Raw genomic sequence first — 18830 nt, forward strand, 5'->3', positions numbered from 1 at the left:
AGGCTAGTTCTATATCCAGAGCTATTTTTCTCGCTGACAGCACACCAGTACCGATGGTTCCGTTACTGGCAGTAGTGACAGCAAACTCTATGTGATTTAGCTATTGGCAGTATAAATTATTTCGTGAAACTTACGTAATTCAATCTTGCGAATTGAGGTTTAAGGAAAATTTAATAAATGTGTCATATTGATGTCACATTTATCCATCAAACTTCATGCTACTGACCAACCTTTGCCATGCTGCATAGATAGTTAACAAAAACAGCTTGACAAAAACAGCGTTACGAGTGTCAACGGTCAACAATTAAACGTTAACTCTTGAGATAGGAGTATCGAGCGTGCCAACCTCTGATTCCCAAGTTTCCGTTTCAAACCGAGAAGAATTGCAGACTCCGCCGCCGTCACCCCGCTCCCAGAAACGGTGGTGGCTGCTACTCATGCTTCTAGTCGGAGTTGGAGGAGTTGGACTGGGGCGGGGATTAACTCCTGCCAGCCAAGCCACTGCACCAGCGGCAGCAAAACCGCAACCACCGCGCCCCATAGAGACAATCGCTTTAACTTCAGGCACGGCAACTCGAAGCACTAGTATGTTAGGGCAAGTCGAGGCAAGCGAGAGCGCTACAGTCCGCACCAGAACATCAGGAGTCGTGCAACAAGTGTTAGTCCAACCAGGCGATCGCATTACCCCTGGTATGGTTGTAGCCATCCTTGACGATACAGATCAGCGTTTAGCCGTAGCCGAAGCGAGAGCAAGACTGGCTCAAGCTCGGAGCGAATTAGCACGCTTAGAAGTCGGTACGCGGCAGGAAATCATCGCCCAAAGGCAAGCCGAAGTCCGAGCAGCCCAAGCGCGGGAACAGGAAGCTCAAGACAATTCAGACCGAACCAGAAGTCTAGTTAATACTGGCGCACTCTCGCGCCGGGAATTAGTCGAAGCAGAATCGCGGACAGATGCTGCTAGAGGGGAACGAATGCAAGCCCAAGCAGAGTTAGCAGAAGCCACCGCTGGTCCCACTCGTGAAGAAATTGACGCGCAACGAGCTAATGTAGCCGCCGCCGAATCTGCATTAAACCAAGCAGAATTAGCCTTGCAACGCACGCGCATCAGGGCAGTATCAAGCGGTGTTATCCAGACACGACAAGTCAGCAGTGGCGATTTAGTAGAAAGTGGTGATGAGATTGCCACCAAGGTCAATGGCACTCAGTTAGACGTATTTCTGGAAGTGCCAGAATCACTTAGCGGAAGTGTGAGAGCGGGTATGCCTGTCGAGTTGACTGCTAGGGCGCTACCCAACTGGCGCGATCGCACTACATTAACGGGTATCGTACCATCTGCTGATACAGCTTCCCGACGGCAGCGAGTGCGGGTGAGACTATCAAATCCCCCCGCCAACCTGTTGCCAGGAATGGCAGTACAGGCACAGTTACAGTTACCCAGCAGTACTCCTAGTTTCGTCGTCCCCCGCGATGCATTGACTCGGCGGGAAAATCGCTGGCTCGTATTTACTGTTGCTGATGGCAAAGCCAGACAACTAGAAGTCGAACTCGTAGCAGACATGGGCGAAAAAATGGCGATCGCCAACCCACAACTGAGCCAAGGACAGGCGATCGTCGTACGGGGTGGAGATGGATTAAAAGATGGAGCGGTAGTAAAGGTTGACAGTTAACTGCTATCAACTACCAACTACCAACTACCAACTACCAACTACCAATTACCATGAACTTGATTGAAACAGCCGTCCGCTGGCGGCACGGTACTTTCGTGTTGTTTTGCCTGCTTGCCGTATTTGGCATCTTTTCACTACTAAGTTTGCCTTTAGAACTGCAACCAGGAGGCGATCGCCCTGAAATCACAATTACCACTACCTATCCTGGTGCGGCTCCCACAGAAGTAGAAGATCTCGTCACCCGTCCGATTGAGGAACGGATGGAGGAAGTCTTAGGGGTACAGGAAATTACCAGCAGTTCTCGTCCTGGAACCAGTGCCATTACGCTTGAGTTTACTTGGAATAGCGATGTAAACGAGCGGATGGTGGACGTGTTAAATAAATTGCAACAAGTTGAGGAACTCCCCGCAGAAGTTAATGAGTCTGATGTCGAGATGGTTGGGGGCAATAATTCGCCGATGATGTGGGTTGTCCTCACACCGAGACAAGGGTTTCAAGGTAATCCCGATCGCTACCGCGACTTAGCAGAAGAAGTTATCGTACCGAGATTGCGCCGAGTCGAAGGCGTAGGGCAGTTTATCATTCCTGGGGGTAGGGAACGAGAAGTTGAGGTGAGGGTTGACCCCAAAGCTTTATTCGATCGCAATCTAACCATAGGCGATGTCGTGCGGGTGTTACGGGAGAACAATCGCGACATTCGTGGTGGTCCCCTAACGTTAGGTAGACGAGAATACCGCGTGCGGACTCTCAGCCGATCGCAAGACATACAACAAATCGCTGAATTTGTGCTGCGGCGCGACCAGTCGGGTACAGTCTACATGCGGGATGTGGCAACCGTACAAATGGGGCGTAAACCTCTAGAGAGTGCTTTAGTTTTTAACAATACTCCTGCCGTGGCAATTGGAATTATCCGGCGCGTTGGGGCAAACGTACCGGAGACATCTAGGGGAGTGAGGGCAACTCTAGCAGAATTGGAAACCCAGTTCGATCGCCAAGGAGAAGATATTCGCTTCGTCTACAACTACGATGAGAATGACTACATCGGGCAGTCGATCGCCTTGGTACAAGGGAACTTAGTGAGCGGGGCGCTGCTAGCGACGGCTGTATTAATTCTGTTTTTGGGTTCGATGCGGACAGTAGCAGTCGTTGCCCTCACTATTCCTACAACCTTAATCACAGTATTCATCGTCATAGCATTTTTGGGGCGATCTCTCAACATTATTAGCTTGGCGGGATTGGCGTTTGCCGTGGGGATGGTTGTAGACAACGCGATCGTCGTGATTGAGAATGTTTTTACCCACATGCAGCAGGGAAAAGGAGCAGTTCGCGCCGCGATCGATGGAACTCAAGAAGTTTGGGGCGCAATGTTAGGTTCTACCCTGACTAACGTTGTGGTGTTCGTTCCCTTAATTATGGTACAGGGGGAAGCCGGACAGTTATTTGCAGACATGGCGATCGCCCTTTCTTGTGCTTCCCTATTTTCTCTATTTGCTGCATTAACTTTAGTACCGATGCTCTCTGGTTTGTTTCTCAAACAGCACGAAGCAATGCAAATGCTGGGAGTCGGGAGTCGGGAACAAGGGGGACAAGGGGACAAGGGGGACAAGGGGGACAAGGGGGACAAGGGGGACAAGGGGGACAAGGGGGACAAGGGAGAATAATTGCCAACAACCAACAACCAACAACCAATAACCGTCAACCATCAACCATCTTCCAAAAAATTGAATCAGCCGTTTTTCGCACTTCTGCTGTCTTTCGGCTATTTCAAAGCAAATTAGAATCATTTTTGGCATCTACTGTACTTTGGTCGCTGGGTGCAGGTCGGGTTGGACGTAGACTAATTCTTGTCTCTATTCCCGTCATTCTGCTATTTACAAGTATCTTTCTACTGCCTCCTGCTGATTATCTGCCTGAAGGCAACCGCAACTTAGTGTTTTGGGTGGCAGAACCTTTACCAGGAACCAGCATTCCCGAAGCTATTCGCCTATCCCAACCTGCGAGAGATTTCTTGAGCCAGCAACCGGAAGTCGATCGCGTCATGTTTATTGAACGTCCTGGTAGGCGGGGGATTGCGGCAATTCTCAAGCCCGAATTTGCTACTACCAACGGACTTGCTGATATGGTCGATCGGATGCGACAGCAGAGTAACAACTTTCCTGGCTATCGCTTTCTGATTCCGACACGCTTCTCGATCTTCCAAGACCCAGGTAAGGAGTTTGAAATACAAATCGTGGGTGCAGATTTGCAGCAGTTGAGCCAGTTGGAAACGCAGATAACAGAACAACTACGAGCATTTCCTGGCGTGCGCAACGTCCGGTCTGATTATGTCTTTGGTGCAGGAGAATTGCAGGTGATTCCCAACCGCGAACGTTTAGCTGAAGTTGGGTTGTCGGAAGCTGAAGTCGGGGCAATGGTAGAAGCAGCACTAGGTGGTCGCATCGCTTCTGATTTTATCGATGGTAAAGAAGAATTGGATGTTTCAGTGGAATTGCAAAATCTTTTTGTCGAAACTCCAGAACAGTTGCGCCAACTGCCTTTGTATACTAGTCGCGGACAGCAAGTGCAGCTAGCAGATGTTGCCGAGGTACGAGAGACAACAGGACCCGATGTCATTAACCACGTCAACCTAGAGCGATCGATTACTCTAACAACTTCCCTCGAAGCTACAGCACCTTTAGGAACATTAGTCAATCAGACAGAAACTCAAGTTTTGGCTCCACTCCGAGCAAATCTTCCCGCCGGATATCGGTTAGATTTATCTGGATCTGCCGATCGCTTGGCTGAAACCTTGTCTCAATTATCCTCTGCCTTTATCCTGTCCGTCTTAATTATTTACTTGCTATTGGTAGCGCTGTATCGCTCCTTTCTCTACCCAGTTGTCATTATGGCAACAGTACCGATGGGTATGAGTGGCGGGTTATTGAGTCTGGCTATCGCCAACCAAATTCCAGGTGTTATCATCCCCTTGGATATGATTACGGCGCTGGGATTTATCATTTTGACTGGGGTAGTGGTAAACAACGCGATCCTCTTAGTAGACCGCGCTTTACAACTCCAAGCAGAAGGCGAAGACTACGATAAGTCTCTTTACAATGCCACACGCGATCGCCTCCGGGCTATTTTCATGTCAGCTGGCACGAGCGTACTAGGAATGTTACCTTTAGCAGTCGTCCCAGGACAAGGAGCTGAATTATATCAAGGGTTGGGCATTGTCCTCACAGGTGGCTTAGCTTTCTCAACCATCCTCACTCCCACAGTCGTTCCCGCCATCATGGGACTCTTAGGCGATCTGTCTGGACGCAAACAGCCATCAGTTGTCAGTTATCAGTTATCAGCTGTCAATAAAGAGGGATGAGTAACGAGTCTTCATTTTTAACTTTTGACTTTTAACTTTTGACTTGTTTGTCACCCTGACTTAGCATCGGGAATCGTAATATCAATCGGAATGACTTCTGAAGCGATCGCACTCAGTGGTGGTTGAATCGCAGTACCATTTCCAACAACTAGGGTGACGAGTTTTTCTGGCTGGAGGTATTTTTTAGCAACTCTTTGAACATCAGCCGCAGTCGTAATTTGTACGCCACGTTGGTAGCGAAACAAGAAATCAGCTGGATAACCAAAATATTCGTATCGCATTAAGCGAGACAGAGTTTGGCTGGGGTTTTCAAAATTGAAGACAAACGAATTCAATACCGACTCTTTAGCACGTTGCAACTCATCTGGTTGAACTATATCAGTTTGGAGTTTTTCAATTTCAGTCCGAATCGCACGCAGAAAAGGGACAGTCGCAGCCGAACGAGTTTGTCCCCCCGCTACAAATAAGCCAGGATAATCAAAACGGGGACTCCAGACACCGTAGACAGAATAAGCCAAACCCTGACGCGATCGCACGGAGTTAAACAATCGCCCGCCAAATCCATTCAAAACTTGATTCATCACATCTAATGTTGGATAATCGGGACTATTAAACCGTCCGCCTAAATGCCCGACTTGGACGTAGCTTTGAGTTAATTGGGGGCGATCGACAAAATATAATCCGCCCAACTTAGACTGAGAGGCTGTGGGAATTTGGGGTTGGGATAGATTGGGTTGAGATTTCCACTTGCCAAAATATTTTTGAATCAGCGATCGCATGTTCTGCGAGTCAAAATCTCCGACAATGCCCAAAATCAGATTATTAGGATGAAAGTATTGACGGTAAAAATCAACTAAATCCTGGCGGGAAATATTATCTAAAGTCGCATATTCCACCGTTCGCGCATAAGGGCTATCACTGCCATAAACTAACTTTTGAAACTCCCGCCCGACAATACCATTCGGATCGTCATTACGACGAGCAATTCCGCCTCTAATTTGAGTTTTCGCCAAATCTAGCTTTTCTTGGGCGAATATTGGCTGTTGTAAAACTTCCGCAAATAGCCCAAATACCATTTCTAAATCTTCACTCAAGGCGCTAAAACTAGCGGAACCGAAAGCATCACTAATTCCAACTTCCACCGCCGCTGCCCGTTGTTCCAATAACTGATTTAACTCATCTGCGGAATGTTTTTGCGTTCCGCCAGTCCGCAATACAACTCCAGTTAAATTTGCCAATCCTACTCGATCTGGTGGTTCCCAGCGATCGCCTGTCCGAATTATTGCCGTTCCTCCCACTAAAGGTAAATCCCGATCCGGCATCAAATACACCACCATACCATTCGGCATTTCGTAGCGATCGTATTTGGGAATTTGTACTTGTTTGAGGGGGGGAAACTCTAGTTCTGTGTAGTGTTTGGCTGTGGCTGCTATAGCTGAGGGATGGTAGACAAGTACGAACAAAATCGCTATGACTATTAAACCAATTCTGTAAAAGTTACGGATAAGGTGCTTGTCCGAGATCATACAATTTAAAATTTCGTTGTCACACAGATTTTAGGGGCGCACAGCTGTGCGCCCCTACGATGATACGTTATTTAATCTAACAGGACAGGCAAGATGCCCATCATACAGCAGCCATACTGCCTCATCTGAAATTACACCAAAGAGCGATCGGTGAGGATTTCGTAACCGCTTTCTGTCACCAAGACGGTATGCTCGAACTGTGCTGACAGGGCATTATCTACCGTTACAGCCGTCCAGCGATCGGCAAGAATGCGCGTAAATCTCGATCCGGCATTCAAAATTGGCTCAATTGCTAGCGTCATTCCAGCACGGAGTTTAACGTTAGGCATTTCCCGAGTACGGAAGTTGAAAACCGAGGGTTCTTCGTGTAAGTTTCGACCAACACCATGTCCGGTGAAGTCTTCGACAATCGTAAAACCATTTGCCTCTACGTGGTCTTGAATTGCCCCTGCAATATCCATCAAATAATTTCCAGCCTTAACTTGCTCGATCCCTTTATAGAGAGATTCTTCAGCAATGCGGATCAGTTTAGTTGCTGTCGGACTAACTTCACCAATGGCGATCGTAATGCAGGAATCGCCGTGGAAACCTTGATGGAAAGCGCCTGTATCGACTTTTAAGACATCCCCCGTCTTCAAAACTTTTTTTGGATTGGGAATTCCATGTACGACTTCATTGTTAACACTGGCACAAATAGAAGCAGGAAAACCGTGATAACCCTTAAAGCTAGGAGTTGCATCCATTTCGCGGATGCGCTTTTCAGCATAGGCATCGAGATCGGCAGTCGTCATCCCAGGCTGCACCATCTCAGAAATCTCTTTTAATACCGTTGCCACAATCTTAGCTGACTGCCGCATGATTTCGATTTCACGGGGAGATTTGATTTCAATACCCCGCCGTTGCTTTTTTTGGCGCTGAGATTGAGCAGGTTGTTGAGGGAGGAGATTACTGAGAATATTCATGGAGTTTTATGGGAACAGATGGGGTGACTGTGTGAAACAACCGATCTAGGTTTGATGCGATCGCGCTTGTCTATAAATTTGTTATCTGAATTTGTTATCCAGGCTAACGATTCAAACACCTTCTCTATTTTAATTTACAGTCCTTCACTTTGAGCCGATTGTGGTTTTGATTGTAGTTTGACTTAGGCGGCGATCGCGATATTCCCCTTCATTCCTGCTTCTGTATGCCCGGGAATCGGACAGCGCAAAGCGTACTTACCCGATTTCAAAGGTACAAATACCCATTCTGCCTTGGCTCCCGGTTTGAGTTCCAATTCATGGATCGCCCCTTTAATCTCTACATTGCCAGCTTCTACTTTTTGCGTCCAAATTCCATCAGCAAAATCCTTCGCCGTGAAATAGTGTTTCTGCGGACTAGGATTTGTCAGCACGAGTTTGTAACGTTTAAAGGCAGATAATTCTAAAGAATCTGGCACAAACTTCAGCTCGTTACTAGCAGTCCCCAAGCTGACGGAAATTTCTGTCGCTGGCTGACGCAACAAGTCTACAGATGGGGCTGTACTCGTCGCCGCTTGAGCTAAATTTGGCATAGCGATCGCAGTACAGAGTATTAACCCTGCCACAAGAAAGAATTTTTTTAAATAGCGCATCATAAAATCTCCCTGTGATGGTAGATATCTAACTCGTTAAGGGCGGGAGTTGGGAGTCAAGAGGGGTGAGGAGCGAGGAGTTAGGAGTTAGGGAAATTTGGAATTCAGAATTTGGCAAAGCGCAGCAGTTTATCTCCTGCTTCCTTGTCTCCCTTGTCTCCCTTGTCTCCCTTGTCTCCCTTGTCTCCCTTGTCTCCCTTGTCTCCCTTGTCTCCCTTGTCTCCCTTGTCTCCCTTGTCTCCCTTGTCTCCCTTGTCTCCCTTGTCTCCCTTGTCTCCCTTGTCTCCCTTGTCCCCTCACTCCTCACTTCCCTTGTGCTGTAGCACTACCAGGACCAGCTGTAACGATCGCCAGCTTATCTGGTTGCAACAATTCTTTTGCTGCCAGATTGACTTTTTCTAAAGTGACAGCTTGAATTTTTTGTGGGAAGTCGCGTAATTCCGCTTCACCCAGCCCGAAAACAGCATTCATTAAGATCGTACTAGCAAGAGCGTCAGGACTAGCAAGGGAAACAGTATAACTACTGGTAAGAGAGCGCTTAGCTGCCTCTACTTCCTCTGCTTTTACGCCTTGAGTTTGAATTTGTTGCATTAATTTGCGGGCGCTGGCGATCGCTTTTTGAGCATCAGTTGGGTCGGTTTGCATTCTAATTGCGAATGGTCCGGCATGTCTGCCAGCTTGAAATGCACTATAAATGCCATATGTCAACCCTTGGCGATCGCGAATTTCCGTGCCTAAGCGACTAGAAAGCGTATCGCCACCCAAAATTTGATTCAATACCAAAGAGGTATAGTAACGCGGGTCTTTGCGGTCAATTCCCCGATATCCCAAAATCGTAATCGATTGCGTTTTCCCTGGCATAATCGGGTTAAACTGCTTGACCTTCGCTGGTAGAGATACATCTGGATAGGCGATCGTTGGCGGTTTGCCCGTTCCTTGCCACTTGGCTAATTGTTGCGTTAACAGCGATCGCACGGCTTTTGGATCGAAGTCTCCTAATAAAGTCAAAATCGTTTGGTCGGGACGGTAATGAGTTTGATAAAACTCCACTATCTGCTGACGATCGATACTCTGTAAGCTTTCCTTCGTTGGGAAGGTATGGAAAGGATGATTCGCAGGATAAATCGTCTGTTGAAACTTCCGTTGCGCTACCCGTCCGGGATTATCCAAGTCTATTTTGAGTTGAGTCAGGGCGCGTTGGCGCGATAGCTCTAATTCGCGATCGGGAAATGTGGCATTTTGTACCACATCTGCCATTGTTTGAATCACTACAGGCAAATCTGTTTTTAAGCTATAACCGCCAATTTCTACGCCTTCGCGATTCGCAGAAAAACCTAGACTTGCGCCTCTATCCTCTAACGCCTTAGCAAGTTGCAAAGCATTCTGATTCTTCGTCCCATTCATTAGGTTATCTGCGGTCATACTTGCCAAACCACCCGACTGATTCGGATCGAATTCCGTCCCTGCTTTGATATGACCGCTCAAGGTTACAGTTGGAGTGCTAGAGTCGGGCAGAAGCAACACCTGCAAGCCATTATCCAAAGTAAATTCTTCTGGTAGCCGCCGCGCTTTCGGTGTAGCCGCAACATCTACTGGTGGTAAGTATTTAGCCACTTCTGCCGGATCGACAGGGGAACCTAAGTTAAAGCTTTCCGCAGTTTGACCAGTTCCCGCCCCAGCACCACCAGGTTGTCCGGCGGCGATTTGGGTAGGTTCAAACTTCCCTACAGTGCGTTTCTCGGTAGCTAAGTAAGTATTTGCTACCCGCTTGACATCATCTACCGTTACCTTATCCAAAGCTGCCAGGTAGCGATCGATGTAGCGATAATCTCCAGCAGTGGTTTGGCTGTAACCCAGTTGTGTAGCCTGGGAACTGATATCGCGATTGCTCAAAATTATCGTTGCTTTGAGTTGGGCTTTGGCGCGGTTGAGTTCTTCCGGCGTGACTCCTTTATTTCGCAAATTCGCGATCGCCTGCTCTTGAACTGCTTCAATTTTATCTAACTGTTGCCCAGGAGCCGCCGTAGCCGAGAGTTCGTACCAACCCCCTGCCATCATATTCGCCGTGCCACCGCCTGCCGCACTCGCTAAACCCGATTCCACCAAAGCTTGATACAATCGAGAACTCCGCCCTTCTGTCAAGATATAATCCATCGCATCCAGTGCGGGAACATCAGGGTGATTCGCATCCGGCAAGGAATACACGACTTGCAACGTCGCCGCCGCCCCTGGTTCCTTGAGTACGATAGGCTTACTGTTAGAACGAGCTGAGGGAGCTGAGGAAGAGTTTATTCCCCCTTGTCCCCCTTGTCCCCTTGTCCCCCTTGTCCCCCTTGTCCCCCTTGTCCCCCTTGTCCCCCTTGTCCCCCGACTCCCGACTCCCGACTCCCGACTCCCGTTCCCTTCACCCGATCCGGTACTTTGCCAAAAACCTCCTTCACCGCTTTTAACGTTGGTGCAGTGTCAAAATCTCCTACTACAATCAATGTAGCGTTGTCGGGGCTGTAAAACCTGTTGTAATAATCTCTGACTTTTTCCGAAGTAAACTTTTCCACGTCAGCTTTCGTACCGCCTACAGGCAAACCATATGGAGAGTTAGGAAACGCCGCACGCCTCACGGCGCGATCGAGGCGATAAGTAGGACTATTCTCATAACCTTGTAGCTCAGAGATGACAACTCGCTTTTCACTTGCTAGTTGCTCGTCATTAATTAGCGCATTCTGCATCCGATCTGCTTCAAGTTCCAGCAGCGCCTTCAATTTATTTCGTTCTACCGTGCCAAAATATGCTGTTTGGTCGAAGCTGGTAAAAGCATTGGACTCGCTACCTAAAGCACTAAACAGGCGACCAAATTGAATTGGACGGGTCGTCGTACCTTTAAACAGCATATGCTCCAATTGGTGGGCAATACCGTTTACCCCTGGAGCTTCATTGCGCGATCCGACTTTGTACCATACCTGGACGCTAACGACTGGTGCAGTATGGACTTCTTTAGTTAAAATCGTTAGACCGTTTTCCAGTATTGTTTTACGGACATCTTCCGTGACGGATAGAGGCGATCGCGTGACTGTAGCAGCAGGACGCTGAGAGTCAGCAGCAGCGGGAAAACTCAGCGTTATTCCATTAGCCAAGAACAGCACTCCACTCAGACAAAGAGTGAATGGAATCACAAATAGCCGATGACGGCGTAAATAAGTAAAAATCCGCATGAATTGTTTCGATTGACAGTCAGTGGTTGCTAAGTTCAGTAGTCTTATTGACTCTACTGTAGTCCGCCGACCGCAACTTAGGGATTAGCATTTGTTTACCTAAGCATCGACTTTTGTTTAATTTTTTTATCTCAATCTATCTGCGATCGCCTTTCCTCCAACACTCACTTATTCAATCTCCATTCGCCGCAGACTTAAATAAGTGAGTTGAGAATCCTGGATATTCATCAACTCATCTAGTTGTGTACGTAGTCTGCGTAATACCGACGAGATCGCCCACAATCATGAATCAATTCGCAATTCAATATTCGCCCCATAATTTATATATTCTTAAAATAATTCAAATCCAATTTTCACCGTTGCTTTACAATTTGCTCTAGTCATTCTCTGTAGTTTCACGCAATAACTTTTAACCTACTTAAAGATTTAAATAATGCTTTATACAAAACATTAAATTTGAACTAACTGGGCTATAATAGCTGCATTCTAATCGGGTAACCTGAAAAGGGTATGAATGAATTTATCTAAATATTTTTTTATCTAAAATAGAGACAGAAAGCTTAATTTTCGTATTATCGCTGCGTCCATAAACCTAACAGTTTGTAGCATTGTTAAACATGGATTATGTGCATTAGCTTTGTAATGCATAAATAGATACGATTGCTGCACAGTCTTTATTTATTCAATAGTTGTTTTTCAAATTCACTTGTATTATATAGAGGAGTAAGTGTACGAACCTGTATGAGATAATACTTTATTTGCTTACGCTAGATATATCCTAGTGATTACACTTACTAAGTTCTAAGTAAAAAAAAACACATTGAGTATTTTTATTTCTTGCGGAAAATACTAGTTGACAATCTTAAGAAATAATGAAATTATCGAATCATAACGAGTTTAAATCTTTGCGATAAGAAATTCTAAACTCGGTCAACTCAAATAACATAAATAAGATCGAAAACAAGTGACTCTTTGTTGCTTGAATATCTATATTATGTATTGAGTAAAAACCTGATAAATATATGTAGAAATCATCTGCTATCCTTCATTTCCTATCGATATATATTCAGTGATTTTAGAAAGCTATATGCCTGGCTTTTCATCTGAATTCAACTATTTTGAAGTAGTGCATGAGATATCTCCAGTTTGAAGTTTTGCCAAACATAGGTAAAAGGCATGGTGAAAAAAAATATCTTTGACAGCTAAGAGCTGTAGAAATAGTTTCTTGTACTCAACTCAGTAGGATTAAACATGTTCAGATGACTTCTTTAGCTCTGGTATAGCTCTTATAACGTAGCTATCTCAAGCGAGTTCTGTGCATTGCAAGCTATGTTATTTCTCTTGACTTAACTCATTCACAAATTACTCAGGACTATTCATGGTAACTATTATTAAGCGATCGACTCCCATTTTAGAAAGGCAAGCTCGCCGCGAATCAAACGCGCGAACATACGCTCGAAACTTGGGGTTAGCAATATCAGAAGCTAAGGGCATTTACGTTAAAGACGTAGATGGCAAAACATACATCGACTGCTTAGCTTGCGCGGGTGCATTACCTCTAGGACACAACCACCCAGCTGTCAAGCAAGCAATCTACGACGCACTCAATAACGATCTGCCCATGCAGACATTGGATCTGATCACGCCAATTAAGGATGAGTTTGTTTCCGAGTTATTCGAGTCCTTGCCAGCAGAATTTAGCAAAAATGCCAAAATTCAATTCTGCGGTCCCTCCGGTTCCGATGCCGTTGAAGCTGCACTCAAGTTAGTCAAAACGGCAACAGGTAGACGGGCAGTTGGTGCTTTTCGCGGTGGCTACCACGGCATGACTCACGGTTCTTTGGCACTGATGGGAAGTTTAGGTCCCAAAATGCAAGTTCCAGGGTTAATGCCAGATGTTCATTTCTTCCCCTACCCTTATCATCATCGCTATCCTATCGGTACGGGCGACTGCGAGCAAGATTATCAACAGTGTAGCCAATACCTAGAGACAACCTTGGGCGATCCAGAGGGTGGCATTCTTCCCCTAGCTGGTTTAGTCATGGAAATCGTTCAAGGTGAAGGTGGTGTAATTCCAGCACCGGACGCTTGGGTGCGAGAGGTACGCAGAATTACGCGAGAACGAAACATTCCCTTAATTGCGGATGAAGTTCAAACTGGTCTAGGTAGAACGGGGACGCTTTACGCCTTTGAACGTTCTGGAATCATACCTGATGTTATCGTTCTATCCAAAGCAGTTGGGGGTAGCTTACCGCTAGCAGTCATTCTTTACAAAGATGAATTAGATGTTTGGCAACCAGGCGCACACGCAGGCACTTTCCGAGGCAATCAACTTGCAATGGCGACTGGACTCGCCACCATTCGCTACATCCGTGAAAATCAACTCGCTAGCTATGTTGAGCAAATGGGGATGCATTTTCAGATGCAGTTATGGCAAATCCAAGCCGAATTTTCCCACTTGATTGCCGACGTGCGGGGACGGGGGCTAATGGTGGGAGTAGAACTATCCGCACAAGTCAGACACCTGGGTCGCCAACTTCAAGCTGAGTGTCTCGATCGCGGTTTAATTATCGAACTAGGTGGTCGTAATTCCAGCGTCGTGCGCTTTCTACCACCTCTGATTATCGAAGCACCACAGATTGATGATGTCTGTCAAATTTTCCGAGATGCAGTTGCAGCTGTTGCCCAGGAGAACATTTAATCAAAAATGGACTTACAGCATTTTCTCAACCACAATCCTGAAAGCTTAGCCCAATACGCTCAAACTGTACAGCAAACTCAGAAGTTAATTCAGGACTGCCTGAGCCAGCAAGAACGAGTTTTCAGTGGCTTATCTCCCGCAACTCTCAGCGAGTTTCTCACTCAAAAGATTCTGCCAGAGCAAGGAATCCCGACTCAGCAAGTTTTACAAGAAGCTGTAGAGGCGATCTTCAGCCATTCGATCGCCGTACATCATCCCGATTGCGTGGCTCACTTGCACTGCCCCGTGTTAATTCCCTCTCTAGCAGCAGAAATGCTGATCTCGGCATTTAATCAGTCGATGGACTCTTGGGATCAGAGCGGTGCAGCGACGCTACTAGAGCAGAATTTGATTAACTTTATGTGTCAGTTGTATGGTTACGATGCCAACGCTGATGGCACTCTTACCAGTGGTGGCACGCAGTCAAATTTTATGGCGTTGATGCTAGCGCGGGATTATGCTTTGCAGCAACGTGGATTTACAAGTCAGCTGCACGGGTTGCCAAACTTAGCAGGGCGATTTCGGATTCTCTGTTCGGAGGTAGCACACTTTAGCGTTCAACAATCGGCAGCGATTTTAGGCTTAGGGATGAATGCAGTCGTGCGCGTCAAAGTTGACAAGAACTATCGCCTCTGTTCTCAACATTTGGTGCAGTGCTTAGAAGATATCGATCGCCAAGATTTGATTCCAATTTGCATTGTCGCAACAGCTGGGACGACAGATTTTGGTAGTATCGACCCGATCGCTGAAATGACTGCGATCGCCCACGAACACAACACTTGGTTGCACGTCGATGCTGCCTATGGTGGAGCGTTAATGCTCAGCGATCGCCATCGCCAGAAACTAGCTGGCATTCACCAAGCAGATTCTATCACGATCGATTTTCACAAACTCTTCTATCAACCGATTCCCTGTAGTCTGTTCTTACTCAAAGATAAATCTCGCTTTGAGTTGATGCGGCTGAATGTTGCTTACCTAAATCCAGAGCATAACGAAGACGAAGGCATTCCCGATTTAGTGACAAAATCAATTCAGACCACTCGTCGGTTTGATGCAGTCAAACCATATATTGCCTTTCGCGCCCTCGGGCGAGAATTCTTTGCTGGCGTTGTCGATCGCGGCATTGAAATCACTCAGCAAATTGCGGCACACATCGAGCAAGATCCGCAGCTAGAACTAGCAGTCAGCCCCGAAATGAGTACTGTTGTCTTTCGATATCGCTCCACCAATGCTGTAAATTTGGGCATCAAACAAGCCTTATTACAGACAGGTAAAGCCGTCATCGGTCAGACCGAAATCCAAGGCAAGGCATATCTAAAATTTACCCTGATTAATCCCCTAGTCACCTTCGATCGCACAGTTGCCCTCGTCGAAAAAATCAAACGTCTAGGAACAATGCTGAGCGAATCACCCCATTTCCTCCAACCTGCAATAGAAGCGGGAGTCGGGAATCAAAAGTCAAAAGTTAAAAGTTAAAAGTCAAAAAATTCTCTCACTCCCCACTTGCAACTTCTTCACACTACTCACTACTCACTGAAAACCTATGTTAAAACCAACACCCGTATATCCTAGAGTCGCAGCACTATGTAAGTCTCGGAAATGGCAGTCCTGGGAAGGTTACATCATGGCAGACACTTATAACTTCTCGGTAATGCCTGAGTATTTAGCAATTCGCAATACGGCTGCTTTGTTTGATTTCTTTCCACTGTACGTCTATCTCATTCGCGGTGCAGATGCAGCTTTGTTACTGGATCGCTTGATTACGCGCAATATTAATAAGTGCAAAATCGGGCAAGTTATGTATACAGCTCTGTGCGATGCTGAGGGTAAGTTGCTCGACGATGGTACAGTTTATCGTTTTGACGAAACAACGTTTCAATTGACGACTAATACACCAACTTTAGATTGGGTGCAGGCAAATGCCACAGGCTTGCGAGTCGAGATTCAAGACAAAACCCTGACAACTAACACCCTACCCTTACAAGGACCGAAATCCCGCACTATCCTAAATCAAGTTGCTGCTACTAACTTAGATGGGCTAAAGTATTTCAATTTCGTCGAGACAAAAATTCGCGATATCCCGGTGGTGATTTCCCGCACGGGTTATACAGGCGATCTCGGTTATGAAGTCTGGTCTGATGCTAAAGATGCGATCGCCCTGTGGGATATTTTGATGGAAGCAGGAAGCTCGGAAGGTATTCAGCCTGCTGGTTTCTACGCGCTGGACTTGGCAAGAATTGAAGCTGGTCTAATTTGGTACGAATACGATTACATTCCCTCCCGTCAAGCTCAAACCGACGCAGAAAAATTGTCTCCCCTAGAAGTCAGCTTGGCTTGGACTGTAGACTTTAGCAAGGCAAGTTTCATCGGTCGGGAAGCATTGCTGAAGGAAAAAGAACAAGGGATACAGCGACAGTTGGTAGGATTGGAGTTAGATCGCCAGTTTCTCCATCAAACTTACGGCGAACAATCTTTGTTTTTACAAGATTTGCGTACCCCTTGGCGGACGAAGTTCCCCGTCCGCGTAGGAGAACAAACAATCGGTCAGGTAACGAGCGGCTGTTGGTCGCCCGCAGGTCAAAATTATATTGCGATCGCTTGTGTATCGTCCAACTACGCCCAAGCGACAACTTCCCTCGCCCCCAAAATGACTGTAGAAATTCACGGGCAAACCATCCCTACCAGCATCAAATCTCTTCCCTTCTACGATCCAGACCACAAGCGTAGTACTGCAACTAGCGTTCCTACTTTGGCGCTAGCTTGAGGCTTAGACCGATTGTAGTTTGGGTAAAGTCCGAATAAATTCTAAGGGTAAACTATCAGTATCGGCGATAAATGCGACTTCATAAACGCGATCGCCGATTTGTTGTTGCGTGGGTTCTAATAAGACTTTTAAGGGTTGATACTGTTCTGGTTGGGTTTCAGCAGCTTGGGCAAATCGATCCTTTACAGAAGTTAACCAACTTGGTAAATCGGTAGCAGTATCGGTCAAATCGAAAGATAGATGATAGTATCCCACGTAATGCTCGTCACCAAACGCATCTGGGGCGGGGCGCGGCTGGGGAATTTGAATTAATTCAATCCGCCCTCCTAATCCTTCCATCCAGCAAGCCAGAGTGTAACCCGTGGTAAAGCGATCGCACACAGTAAATCCTAACTGCTCGTAAAAGGCGATCGCTTTATGAATATTTGCAGTCCGAATGGAGACGTGGTGCATAACTAGGGACAGGGGCGAGGGGCGAGGGGCGAGGGGCGAGGGAAAGAGGACAAGGGGGATGTAAAACTACTTTCTTCCCCTACTCCCTACTTCCGACTCCCGACTCCCTATTCACTCAAATAACCGGAAGTAGGGATAGCGAACGGGGACTCCTGGTTCTTTCTCTAGATCGAAATTAATGACTTCCCAGCAGGGTTCATCTAAAGGATCGGGGCTAAATTCTACGGGTAAGCCGTAAAGTCTGGGTTTGGTTTGGTCGGACTGCCCTTTCCAGGGGGTACTGCGCTCCAAGTAACCGCTAATTAAGTCTTGATAGCGACGAGCGATAATCACCCGCGTGGCGCGATAACCCTGTGTATACAGCCTATCCAGTGCTTCGTGAATTTCAAACCTAATACCGTCTGGGTGGGTATGTTGTCTGTACCACTCGTTATTCCAACGCCGCCAGTGGCGACCTGACTGGAGATGAATCAATTCACCTGTTTTCGGATCGGCTTCAAAAGCCCCATGACGCGGACATAAATAAGTATCCGTCAACGTTAGCGCCGGGATCGGTTGGCGACAGTGGGGACACGGAATTTCTGGACCAAATATTGGGTACTGCAAGCCTGGATTGATCATGAGGCGTAAACCAGAATACTGACTTGTCTACCACTGCCGTTGATTCGATTCTGTTTTTGCGACCAACTAGAGCTTTTTAGACCCACCACCGCCTCCTAAAGACTATCACATTGCGATTTTTTGTATAGAATAGCTACACCATTATAGATTTGGAATCTTAAGGTTTTAAGCTAAACGATGATTCTTAATCATCATATAGAACATTCTATCGTGTCTGCCCAATCCTACTGGTCAATTCCCGATCTTTCCCCGGCTGCCTTTGTTGCAGCTAATGCTGTCGTCATGGGCGCTGTCAAGCTGGCAAAAGGTGCGAGTATTTGGTACGGAGCCGTGGTGCGCGGCGATGTCGAAAGGATTGAAATTGGTGAATGTACTAATATTCAAGATGGCGCTATCTTACACGGCGATCCTGGAAAACCGACTGTTTTGGAAGATTATGTTACGGTAGGACATCGGGCGGTCGTGCATTCAGCTTACGTCGAGCGGGGCAGTTTAATCGGTATTGGCGCAGTAATTTTAGATGGTGTTAGAGTCGGAGCGGGAAGCATTGTGGGAGCGGGAGCAGTTGTGAGTAAAGATGTACCACCGCGATCGCTTGTTGTCGGAGTACCTGCCAAAATTTTACGGGAAGTCTCCCAAGCCGAAGCCGCAGAATTGATCGAACACGCTCGTCGCTACGAAAAACTCGCCCTCGTCCATGCAGGGAAGGGAACCGATCTAGGATTTTACCGAGACTAGGGACAAGGGAGACAAGGGAGAGGGGAGAGACTAGGGAGACAAGGGAGACAAGGGAGACAAGGAAGCAGTTTGTTTTAACTTTTGACTTTTAACTTTTGACTTTTGAAAAGGACTAGTCAATTTGTCGTTTTCGGCTAACAATTAA

The 18830-nt window shown here is 46.8% G+C and carries 11 protein-coding genes and 2 pseudogenes; 6 read left to right on the top strand and 7 right to left on the bottom strand.

What is annotated here, in order from left to right; genetic code table 11:
* Window positions 1-338: 338 nt before the first annotated feature.
* A complete protein-coding gene (locus M5J74_RS23330) occupies window positions 339-1667 on the top strand; it encodes an efflux RND transporter periplasmic adaptor subunit (RefSeq protein WP_250013431.1) in 1329 nt (442 codons plus the stop codon).
* Between the two features lie 50 nt (window positions 1668-1717).
* A pseudogene (locus M5J74_RS33645) lies at window positions 1718-5022 on the top strand (efflux RND transporter permease subunit).
* Window positions 5023-5072: 50 nt separating this feature from the next.
* Here the strand turns inward: M5J74_RS33645 and M5J74_RS23345 are convergent.
* From M5J74_RS23345 to M5J74_RS32895, 5 genes and pseudogenes are all read right to left on the bottom strand, one after another.
* On the bottom strand, window positions 5073-6548 hold the full coding sequence (locus M5J74_RS23345) for a pitrilysin family protein (RefSeq protein WP_250013434.1): 1476 nt from the start codon (window positions 6546-6548) through the stop codon (window positions 5073-5075).
* A gap of 131 nt (window positions 6549-6679) precedes the next feature.
* A complete protein-coding gene (gene map / locus M5J74_RS23350) occupies window positions 6680-7510 on the bottom strand; it encodes a type I methionyl aminopeptidase (protein WP_015156399.1) in 831 nt (276 codons plus the stop codon).
* Between the two features lie 182 nt (window positions 7511-7692).
* Complete coding sequence (locus M5J74_RS23355) at window positions 7693-8100, bottom strand: plastocyanin/azurin family copper-binding protein (RefSeq protein WP_342669349.1); 408 nt, start codon at window positions 8098-8100, stop codon at window positions 7693-7695.
* A gap of 88 nt (window positions 8101-8188) precedes the next feature.
* Entirely contained in the window at window positions 8189-8467 is a 279-nt protein-coding gene (locus M5J74_RS23360) for a hypothetical protein (RefSeq protein WP_250013436.1), read from the bottom strand.
* Window positions 8464-11369, bottom strand: a pseudogene (locus tag M5J74_RS32895) (M16 family metallopeptidase). Before M5J74_RS32895 ends, M5J74_RS23360 begins: the two are co-directional and overlap by 4 nt.
* Window positions 11370-12747: 1378 nt before the next feature.
* Here M5J74_RS32895 and M5J74_RS23375 point away from each other — a divergent pair.
* From M5J74_RS23375 to M5J74_RS23385, 3 genes are all read left to right on the top strand, one after another.
* Window positions 12748-14070, top strand: a complete 1323-nt coding sequence (locus M5J74_RS23375; RefSeq protein ID WP_015156401.1) for a diaminobutyrate--2-oxoglutarate transaminase family protein — start codon at window positions 12748-12750, stop codon at window positions 14068-14070.
* A 6-nt stretch (window positions 14071-14076) separates the two neighbouring features.
* A complete protein-coding gene (locus tag M5J74_RS23380; RefSeq protein WP_015156402.1) occupies window positions 14077-15585 on the top strand; it encodes an aspartate aminotransferase family protein in 1509 nt (502 codons plus the stop codon).
* Window positions 15586-15652: 67 nt separating this feature from the next.
* Window positions 15653-16873: an aminomethyltransferase family protein gene (locus tag M5J74_RS23385; RefSeq protein WP_250013437.1), complete on the top strand. Its 1221-nt coding sequence runs from the start codon at window positions 15653-15655 to the stop codon at window positions 16871-16873.
* A 3-nt stretch (window positions 16874-16876) separates the two neighbouring features.
* Here M5J74_RS23385 and M5J74_RS23390 read toward each other — a convergent pair whose 3' ends face one another.
* Both M5J74_RS23390 and M5J74_RS23395 read right to left on the bottom strand, forming a co-directional pair.
* Window positions 16877-17326, bottom strand: coding sequence for a VOC family protein (locus tag M5J74_RS23390; protein ID WP_015156404.1), 450 nt, complete (start codon window positions 17324-17326; stop codon window positions 16877-16879).
* A gap of 111 nt (window positions 17327-17437) precedes the next feature.
* The gene (locus tag M5J74_RS23395) at window positions 17438-17947 is read right to left on the bottom strand and encodes a TIGR02652 family protein (protein WP_015156405.1); all 510 of its coding nucleotides are present in this window, start codon (window positions 17945-17947) and stop codon (window positions 17438-17440) included.
* Window positions 17948-18124: 177 nt separating this feature from the next.
* On the opposite strand from M5J74_RS23395, the gene M5J74_RS23400 reads away from it, so the two are divergent.
* Window positions 18125-18685 (top strand): gamma carbonic anhydrase family protein, encoded by a 561-nt coding sequence (locus M5J74_RS23400; protein ID WP_015156406.1) that lies wholly within the window; start codon window positions 18125-18127, stop codon window positions 18683-18685.
* Window positions 18686-18830 lie beyond the last annotated feature (145 nt).

The sequence above is a fragment of the Chroococcidiopsis sp. CCNUC1 genome (assembly GCF_023546805.1).
Classification (GTDB): domain Bacteria; phylum Cyanobacteriota; class Cyanobacteriia; order Cyanobacteriales; family Chroococcidiopsidaceae; genus Chroococcidiopsis; species Chroococcidiopsis thermalis.

Bases quoted from the DNA above. Each gene is read 5' to 3' on its own strand.
- M5J74_RS23345 (WP_250013434.1), bottom strand. From the start codon at position 6,548: ATGATCTCGGACAAGCACCTTATCCGTAACTTTTACAGAATTGGTTTA.
- map (WP_015156399.1), bottom strand. From the start codon at position 7,510: ATGAATATTCTCAGTAATCTCCTCCCTCAACAACCTGCTCAATCTCAG.
- M5J74_RS23355 (WP_342669349.1), bottom strand. From the start codon at position 8,100: ATGCCAAATTTAGCTCAAGCGGCGACGAGTACAGCCCCATCTGTAGAC.
- M5J74_RS23375 (WP_015156401.1), top strand. From the start codon at position 12,748: ATGGTAACTATTATTAAGCGATCGACTCCCATTTTAGAAAGGCAAGCT.
- M5J74_RS23380 (WP_015156402.1), top strand. From the start codon at position 14,077: ATGGACTTACAGCATTTTCTCAACCACAATCCTGAAAGCTTAGCCCAA.
- M5J74_RS23385 (WP_250013437.1), top strand. From the start codon at position 15,653: ATGTTAAAACCAACACCCGTATATCCTAGAGTCGCAGCACTATGTAAG.
- M5J74_RS23390 (WP_015156404.1), bottom strand. From the start codon at position 17,326: ATGCACCACGTCTCCATTCGGACTGCAAATATTCATAAAGCGATCGCC.
- M5J74_RS23395 (WP_015156405.1), bottom strand. From the start codon at position 17,947: ATGATCAATCCAGGCTTGCAGTACCCAATATTTGGTCCAGAAATTCCG.
- M5J74_RS23400 (WP_015156406.1), top strand. From the start codon at position 18,125: ATGATTCTTAATCATCATATAGAACATTCTATCGTGTCTGCCCAATCC.